This window comes from Kineococcus vitellinus, from assembly GCF_009906315.1.
GTDB classification, from domain to species: domain Bacteria; phylum Actinomycetota; class Actinomycetes; order Actinomycetales; family Kineococcaceae; genus Kineococcus; species Kineococcus vitellinus.
The window spans coordinates 1-6,722 of record NZ_JAAALL010000245.1; the positions used below are offsets into that span (position 1 = coordinate 1).

7 protein-coding genes are annotated in these 6,722 nt (G+C 77.4%); 2 read left to right on the top strand and 5 right to left on the bottom strand.

All coding sequences use genetic code 11. The features are described from left to right. From GTQ99_RS17795 to GTQ99_RS17810, 4 genes are all read right to left on the bottom strand, one after another. Positions 1-683, bottom strand: a 683-nt coding sequence (locus GTQ99_RS17795) for an arginase family protein (protein ID WP_476702861.1), incomplete at its 3' end; no start/stop codon positions are given. Position 684: 1 nt separating this feature from the next. Then, complete coding sequence (proC, locus tag GTQ99_RS17800) at positions 685-1,452, bottom strand: pyrroline-5-carboxylate reductase (protein WP_205707724.1); 768 nt, start codon at positions 1,450-1,452, stop codon at positions 685-687. A gap of 50 nt (positions 1,453-1,502) precedes the next feature. Further along, complete coding sequence (locus GTQ99_RS17805; RefSeq protein WP_420814581.1) at positions 1,503-2,333, bottom strand: sugar phosphate isomerase/epimerase family protein; 831 nt, start codon at positions 2,331-2,333, stop codon at positions 1,503-1,505. A 1-nt stretch (position 2,334) separates the two neighbouring features. After that, positions 2,335-3,303, bottom strand: coding sequence for a Ppx/GppA family phosphatase (locus GTQ99_RS17810; RefSeq protein WP_166617065.1), 969 nt, complete (start codon positions 3,301-3,303; stop codon positions 2,335-2,337). 55 nt (positions 3,304-3,358) lie between these two features. On the opposite strand from GTQ99_RS17810, the gene GTQ99_RS17815 reads away from it, so the two are divergent. Together GTQ99_RS17815 and GTQ99_RS17820 are read left to right on the top strand one after the other, a co-directional pair. Next, on the top strand, positions 3,359-4,213 hold the full coding sequence (locus tag GTQ99_RS17815) for a DUF3109 family protein (RefSeq protein ID WP_166617066.1): 855 nt from the start codon (positions 3,359-3,361) through the stop codon (positions 4,211-4,213). A 5-nt stretch (positions 4,214-4,218) separates the two neighbouring features. Further along, complete coding sequence (locus GTQ99_RS17820) at positions 4,219-4,920, top strand: class I SAM-dependent methyltransferase (protein WP_166617070.1); 702 nt, start codon at positions 4,219-4,221, stop codon at positions 4,918-4,920. On the opposite strand, the gene GTQ99_RS17825 is transcribed toward GTQ99_RS17820, so the two are convergent. After that, positions 4,887-6,668 carry an EAL domain-containing protein gene (locus GTQ99_RS17825; protein ID WP_166617067.1) on the bottom strand — a complete coding sequence of 594 codons (1,782 nt, stop codon included), beginning with the start codon at positions 6,666-6,668 and terminating at the stop codon, positions 4,887-4,889. The two genes, GTQ99_RS17820 and GTQ99_RS17825, sit on opposite strands and share 34 nt — an antisense overlap. Positions 6,669-6,722 lie beyond the last annotated feature (54 nt).

Consider the following 6,722-nt stretch of genomic DNA (forward strand, 5'->3'; position numbering starts at 1 on the left):
GCGCCCCCCAGCTCGTCGGCGAACCCGGTGCCCGGGAACAGCGTCGTGCCCGACTCGTGGACGCTCACCGTCAGCACCCTCGGGTCGTCCCAGAACACCGCCTCGGTGCCGTCGCCGTGGTGGCAGTCCAGGTCGACGTAGGCCACCCGCTGCGCGCCGTCGCGCAGCATCGCCACGATCGCCGCCGCCGCGTCGTTGTAGACGCAGAAGCCGCTCGCGCAGCCCGGCTTGGCGTGGTGCATGCCGCCGCAGAAGTTCACCCCGTGCAGGGTGCGGCCGGCGACCAGCGCGCGGCCCAGGTCCACCGAGCCGCCGACGATGCGGGCCGCGGCCTCGTGCATGCCCGGGAAGGCCGGGTCGTCCTCGGTGCCCAGGCCGAAGACCGCCTGCGCCTGGCGCGGGTCCGCCGAGGCAGCCTGCACCGCCCGCACGTAGTCCTCGTCGTGCACGCTCGTCAGCAGCTCGTCGTCGGCGGGCTCGGCCGACACCACGCGCACGCCCGGGCGCTCGAAGAGCCCCAGCTGCTGGCACAGCCGGGCCGTCAGGTCCAGCCGGATGGGGGCCATCGGGTGCCAGCGGCCGAAGTCGTAGCCGTTGAAGGCGGGGTCCCACACGACCCGCACCACGTCCTGCTCCACGTCCTGCCCCGCGTCCCGCCCCGCGCCGGGGACCTGCTCGCCCACCTCAGCCTCCCGACAGCTGCTTCGAGCGGGCCGCCGCGGCCTCGACCGCGGCCACCAGCGCGGCCCGCACCCCGGACTCGTCGAGCTGGCGCAGGGCCGCGGCCGTCGTGCCCGCCGGGGAGGTCACCTGCTCGCGCAGCACCGTGGGGTGCTGCCCCGTCTCGCGCAGCATCGCGCCCGCGCCCACCACGGTCTGCACGACGAGCTCGGTGGCCGTCGCCCGCGGCAGCCCCAGCAGCACCCCCGCCTCCACCATGGCCTCCACGACGTAGAAGACGTAGGCCGGGCCGGAGCCCGACAGCGCCGTCACCGCGTCCATGTGCTTCTCGGCCAGCACGACCGTGCGCCCGCACGAGCGCAGCAGGTCCTCCGCCTCGGCGAGGTGCTGCTCGCCGCACGCCGCACCGGCCGTCAGCGCGGCCATCCCCTCGTCGACCAGCGAGGGCGTGTTCGGCATCACCCGCACCACGGCCGTGCCCGGCGCCAGCCGCGCCTCCACGGCCGCGGTCGTCACGCCCGCGGCCAGCGAGACCACGAGGGCGCCCGGGGCCAGGTGCGGGGCCAGGGAGTCCAGCAGGTCGCCGAGGTCCTGCGGCTTGACCGCGAGGACGACGACGTCCGCCGCGGCCACCGCCGCCACGTCGGGGACGACGCTGACGCCGAAGCGCTCGTGCAGCTCGCGCCCGCGCCCGGCCCGCCGGTCGACGACGAGCACCCCGCCCGGGTCGCGGCCGGCGCGCAGCAGGCCGCCCAGCAGCGTCTGGCCCATGACCCCCGCGCCCACCAGCGCCAGGCGCCGCGGCGCGCCGCCCGTCGCGCTCACCGGGGCACCGGCGCCGGCGCCAGGTGCGTGCGCGCGAACTCCAGCGTGCGGGCCAGCAGCTCCTCGCGCGCCGCCCGCCCGCGGGCCCTCCGGGTGTTCACCTCAGCCACCACCGTTCCTCCGAAACCGCTGCGCACCAGCTCGGCCAGCGCGGCCGCGACCGGCTGCGACCCCTCGCCGGGCACCAGGTGCTCGTCCTTGACCGACCCCGACCCGTCGCACAGGTGCACGTGGGCCAGCCGCTCGCCGAACGCGCGGGTCAGCTGCAGGCAGTCCTGCCCGCTCGTCGCGGCGTGGGAGTAGTCCAGCGTCAGGTGCCGGTAGCCGACGCCGGTGGGGTCCCAGCCCGGCGCGTACGCGACGACCTCCCGGCCGCGGGCGCGCCAGGGGAACATGTTCTCCACCGCCAGCACGACGCCCGTGCGCTCCTCCAGCCGCTGCACGCCCGCCACGAAACCCGATGCGTACTCGCGCTGCCAGCGGAAGGGGGGGTGGACGACGACCGTGCCGGCGTTCAGCGAGGCGGCCAGCTCGGCCGAGCGCTCCAGCTTGCCCCACGGGTCCCCCCGCCCCCACGTGCGCTGGGTGAGCAGCAGCGTCGGGGCGTGCACCGAGAGCACGGGCACGGCGAAGTGCTCCACGAGGCGCCGCAGCGCGGCGCCGTCCTGGCTGACCGGGTCGGTCCAGACGAGGACCTCGACGCCGTCGTAGCCCAGGCGGGCGGCGATCTCGAACGCCGCCGTCGTGGACTCCGGGTAGGAGCACGTCGTCGACAGCCCGACCCGCAGGGGCGCGGGGTCCGCTCGCGGCCCGTCCACGGCGACCACGCTAGAGGGCCCCGGCCCCGGCACCGTCCAGCAGGCGGGCGTCAGCGCCGATCGCGTCGAGGCGGCGCAGGATGATGCCCTCGCGCAGCGCCCACGGGCACACCAGCGCCTCCTGCACGCCCAGCAGCTCGAAGGCGGCCTCGGCCACGAGCGCCCCCGCCAGCAGCTGCGGCGCGCGCTCGGCGCTGACGCCCTCCAGCTCGCAGCGGCGCTTGACCTTCATCTCCGCCAGCCGCGGCACCCACGGCGCCAGGTCGGCCAGCCGCAGCTCGCGGCGCACCGCCGGCCCCTGCTCGCTGGGCGCCGCGCCGCACAGGCGGGCCAGGCTGCGGAAGGTCTTGCTCGTGACCACGACGCGGTCGGGGGTGCCCGCGCGCGTGACGTCGCGCACCCGGGAGGCGATCTGCTGGCGCACGTGGCGGCGCGCCTCGCGCACGGCCTCGGGCGCGGGCGGGTCCCCCGGCAGCCGGTCGCGCGTCAGGCGCCCGGCGCCCAGCGGCAGCGAGAACGACACGTCGGGCACCTCGTCCAGGCCCGCCGCGACCTCCAGCGAGCCGCCGCCGATGTCCAGCACGAGCAGCCGCCCGGCCGACCAGCCGAACCAGCGGCGCACGGCCAGGAAGGTCAGGTCGGCCTCGGCGGTCCCGGAGAGCACCTGCAGGCGCACCCCGGTGGCCCGCTCGACGTGGTCGAGCACCTGCTCGCCGTTGACGGCCTCGCGCACGGCGGAGGTGGCGAAGGCGAGCACCTGCTCGGCGCCGGCGTCCTCGGCGGCCGCGGCGGCGGCGGCCACGGCGTCGGTGAGCGCCGCCACGCCCGGGGCGTCGATGGCCCCGTCGGCGTCGAGGTGCTCGGCCAGCCGCAGCAGCCGGCGGGTCGAGGTGGCCGCCAGCGGCTGCGCCCCCGGGTGGGCGTCGACCACGAGGAGGTGGATGGTGTTGGAGCCCACGTCGAGCACGCCGAGACGCATCCGGCGACCGTACTGGACGCGGGGGGCGCTCCCGCACGCCGCGTACCCTTCCTCGGTGAGCGTCGAGACCCCGCTGGACAGCGCCCGGCTGTGGCTGGAGTTCCCCGACCCCGAGGACGTGGCCGCGGCCGGCGCCGCCGACGGCGCCGCGGCGGGTCCCGGGCGGCAGGCGGACACCGTCTACCGCGTCGACCTGACGTGGCTGACCAGCGACTACACGTGCATCTTCGGCAACGGCTGCCCCGGCATCTACGCCGACGCCCCCGACGTCGGCTGCTGCACCCTGGGCGCGCACTTCACCGAGGACGCCGACGAGGAGCGCGTCGCGCGGGTCGTGGCCGGCCTGGACGCGCGGACCTGGCAGTTCATCGACGAGGGCGCCCCCGAGCGCGGCGGCTGGACCGAGGTCGAGGACGGCGCCCGCAAGACGCGGGTGCACGAGGGCGGCTGCGTCTTCGCCAACCGCCCCGGCTTCCCCGCCGGCGCCGGCTGCGCGCTGCACCTGAAGGCGCTGCAGGACGGCGTGGACCCGCTGACGTACAAGCCCGACGTGTGCTGGCAGCTGCCGCTGAAGCGCTCCTACCGCACCGTCGAGCGCGGCGACGGCAGCAGCTACCTGGAGGTCAGCATCGCCGAGTACGACCGCCGCGGCTGGGGCGAGGGCGGGCACGACCTCGACTGGTACTGCACGGGCAACCCCGCCGCCCACGTGGGCAGCCGGCCGCTGTTCCGCAGCATGGAGAACGAGCTGCGCGAGATGATCGGCTCCCCCGCCTTCGAGGAGCTCGCCCGCCACTGCGAGTCGCTGCTGGCCCGCACCCGCACCGCCGCCGGGCCCAGCACGGCCCACCGCCGGCTGCTGCCGCTGACGGTGCACCCGGCCGACCGGGCCCGCCGCGCGCAGCCGTGACGCAGCTGCCCGGGGTGGTGCCCAGCCCCAACGTGTGGAACGCCCCCGACGTCTACGAGCTGGAGAACCTCGCCGTGGACCGCGGCGGGCGCATCGAGGACGCGGTGCGCGCCGTGCACGACTGGGCGGGCCGGGACGTCCTCGACGTCGGCTGCGGCACCGGCTTCCACCTGCCCCGCTTCGCGCTGCGGGCGCGCTCGGTCACCGGCGTCGAGCCGCACCCGCCGCTGCTGCGGCGGGCGCTGCAGCGCGTGCGCGCCCTGGAGCCCGCCGTCCGCGACCGGGTCCGGGTGCTGCACGGGGCGGCCGCCGCGCTGCCGCTGCCGGACGCGAGCGTCGACGTCGTGCACGCCCGGTGGGCGTACTTCTTCGGGCCCGGCTGCGAGCCGGGCCTGGCCGAGCTGGAGCGCGTGGTGCGCCGCGGCGGCACCGCCTTCGTCGTCGACAACGACGCCACCACGTCCACCTTCGGGCGCTGGTTCGCCCGCTCGCTGCCCGGCTACGACCCGCTCGCCGTGGACCGCTTCTTCGCCCGGCGCGGCTGGGACGCGCAGCGCCTGCTGGTCGCCTGGGAGTTCGAGACCCGCGCCGACCTGGAGGCCGTCGTGCGCATCGAGTTCACCCCGCAGCAGGCCGCCGCGATCCTCGCCGAGCACGAGGGCACGAGCGTCGACTACGCCGTCGTCGTGCGCTCGCGGAGGTTCTGAGCCCCCCGGCCCGCCCCCTGCCCGAGCAGGTGCGCCAGGACGGCCTCGGCCGGCATCGGCCGGGCGAACAGGTACCCCTGTCCCCACGTGCAGCCCGCGGCCCGCACGATCTCGCGGGCCTGCTCGGTCTCGATGCCCTCCACGACGGTCAGCAGCCCCAGTGCCCCGCTGAGCGAGGCGATGCCCGCCAGCACGGCCCGCCCGGAGGGCTCGGTGTGGTCGTCGACGAACGACTTGTCGATCTTGACGACGTCCACCGGCAGCCGCCGCAGGTACGACAGCGAGGAGTAGCCGGTGCCGAAGTCGTCCAGCGCGGTCCGCACGCCCAGCGCCCGCAGCGCCAGCAGCGCCGAGCGCGCCGCCTCCAGGTCGCCCACCGCGGCGCTCTCGGTGACCTCCAGGCACAGCGCCGCGGCCGGCACGCCGGCCTCCTGCAGCGCCCGGCGCACCTGCTCGACCAGCCCCGGCTGCACGAGGTGGCGGCTGGAGAGGTTGACGCTGACCTCGAGGTCCTCGCGGCCGGTCCCCTCGCGCCAGCGGCGCAGCTGGGCCAGCGCGCTGGTCAGCACGTGCGCGCCGAGGTCGAGCACGAGGTCGCTCTCCTCGGCGATCGGCACGAACACCGAGGGCGGCACCGGGCCGCGGTCGGGGTGGCGCCAGCGGGCGAGGGCCTCGAAGCCCACGGTCCGCCCGTCGGCCAGGTCCACCAGCGGCTGGTAGGCGACCTCCACCCCGCCCCCGGCCAGCGCCGCGCGCAGGTCGGCGGCCAGCTCGGCGCGCTCGTGGGCGGCGTCGAGCAGCCGCTGGGAGAACGCCACGCCCACGTCGCCACCGGCCGCCTTGGCGGCGGTCAGGGCCACGTCGGCCTGCCGGAACAGCCGGCGGGCGGGGTCCTCGACGCCGGCGGGGTCCTCGCAGACGGCGGTGCCGGCGCTGGCGGTCACGACGACGGCGCGGCCCTCCACGAGCACCGGCCGGCGCACCCGCTCCAGCGCCCGCTCGGCCAGCACCGCCGCCGCGGCGGCCACCGGCCGCGCCCGCCCGCGCAGCAGGACGGCGAACTCGTCGCCGTCGAGGCGGGTGAGCAGGCCCTCCTCGCCCACGAGCTCGGCGAGGCGGTCGGCCACGGCGCGCACGACGGCGTCCCCGCCGGAGTGCCCGTGCCGGTCGTTGACGGCCTTCAGCCCGTCGAGGTTGAGCAGGACCACGCCCAGCGCGGCGGCGCCGGGCGCGGCCTCGGCGACGTGGCGCAGCAGCTCGCGCCGGTTGCCCAGGCCGGTGAGGGTGTCGTGGGTGGCGGCGTGGCGCAGGGCCTCGGTGGTGCGGCGCAGCTCGGTGACGTCGCGGCAGTTCCAGACGACGCCGCGCACCCCGGGCACGCGCAGGGCGTCGCTGAGGCGCGCGTGCGACCAGCGCACCTCCCCGGTGGCGCGCACGACGAAGCGGTGCTCGCCCTCGACGGGGCCCTGACCGCGCACGACCGCGGCCAGCCGGGCGCGCACGGCGGGCACGTCCTGCGGCAGCACCCAGGAGAGGGCGTCCGCGCCGAGCAGCCGGCGGCGGTCCAGCCCCCAGCGGGAGCCGAAGGAGGGCGAGGCGAAGGTGATGGTCCCGTCGGGGGTGGTGACGAGGACCTCGTCGCTGGCCTCGCGGGCGATGACCTCGTAGCTCGGCGCGGCCAGCGGCCCCGCGACGGCGCGCAGCCGGTCGCGCACCAGCGCCAGCCGGCCGCGGCGCGGGGCGCTCACGCGGGCACCTGCGCACCCGGCGCCGCGGCCGGCTGGCGCTGGTGCGCGACCGGC

Bases quoted from the DNA above. Each gene is read 5' to 3' on its own strand.
- proC (WP_205707724.1), bottom strand. From the start codon at position 1,452: ATGGGCCAGACGCTGCTGGGCGGCCTGCTGCGCGCCGGCCGCGACCCG.
- GTQ99_RS17810 (WP_166617065.1), bottom strand. From the start codon at position 3,303: ATGCGTCTCGGCGTGCTCGACGTGGGCTCCAACACCATCCACCTCCTC.